This is a genomic window from Dietzia natronolimnaea (assembly GCF_002289575.1).
In the GTDB taxonomy this organism is placed as follows: domain Bacteria; phylum Actinomycetota; class Actinomycetes; order Mycobacteriales; family Mycobacteriaceae; genus Dietzia; species Dietzia natronolimnaea_A.
In genome coordinates, this window is sequence record NZ_NTGA01000098.1 from 1 (window position 1) to 1,111 (window position 1,111).

The 1,111-nt window shown below is 68.2% G+C and carries 1 protein-coding gene; it reads right to left on the bottom strand.

The annotated features are described in order from the left end of the window. Positions 1–1,111 (bottom strand): IS1182 family transposase (locus CEY15_RS17815; RefSeq protein WP_141244341.1); only part of this gene is annotated, 1,111 nt, incomplete at both ends.

Below are 1,111 nucleotides of genomic sequence, written 5' to 3' on the forward strand. Positions count from 1 at the left end.
TCGGCGCCGGTTCCCCGCTGCGCTGTCGTCCGGTGGCGATGAAGAACTCGGTGCCCTGCTCGCCGGTGACCTCGGCGGAGGCGGCGAGGTTCGCGGCTGAGCAGTACCCGGCATCGGCGAGCATCTGCTTCGGGGCCTGCCCCGTGTTGCTGATGGCCTGCTCGGTCATGGGGATGAGGTTGCCGACGTCGGCGGCACAGTCGTTGACCTCGGCCGCCACGATGATCTGATGGGCGGCATCGACCACGGCCTGGCCGTTGTAGCACTGAGCGAACGACCCGTCCCCGGTGAGCATGATCTTCGACTCCGGGTCGGTGAAGTTGCGCTGGGCCTTCGGCCTGGGCGTGGCGCGCTCGGCGGCCTCAGCGGCCTTCTGCGCGACGGTGTCTTCGTCTTCGCCCTTACCGCGGGCCTTAGCCTCAGCCTTCTCCGCCGCATCGGCGGCGGCGTCGGCTTCCAGAGCAGCTTTGGCCTGGCGCAGCTTGACCAGGCGAGACTCTCGGCGGGCCAGCTCATCGGGCAGCTCGTCCCCGCGCCGGTTCTTGCCGAACTTGGCGTCCTCGGCCTTGTCGATGGCCTCGGCGGCGGCCAGCAGATCGGAGACCTCCTGGGCCAGTACCTTCTCCTTGTCCGTCAGCCGCGCGTACGACATGGCCTTGCGTTTGGAGGCGTTCGCCCGCAGCTTCGTCCCATCCAGCGCGACCTGTCCAAGCGTGACCATCCCGGCGGCCTGGCACAACGCCAACGCCTGCAAGAACAGGTTGCCCAGCGCGGCCAGGTGCCTCTTGCGAAACCTGGCGATCGCGCGGTAGTCCGGGGCCGCCCCGGCCGCCAACCACCGGAAAGCGACGATGTCGGTGCAGGCCTTCTCGATCCCGCGGGAGGAGCGCACCCCCGTGGTGTAGCCGAAGATCAGCAACCGCACCATCAACCGCGGATCGTACGGCGGGGCCCCGCGCCCCTCCTGGTAGGAGACGTAGATCCGCGATAAATCCAGGTGCTCATCGACCAGATCCGCCACGAACCGTGCCAGATGATCGGCCGGAAGCCAGTCATCCAGCGACGGCGGCAGCAACAACCCCTGGCCCGGGTCGAACGCCCGAAATGTCTT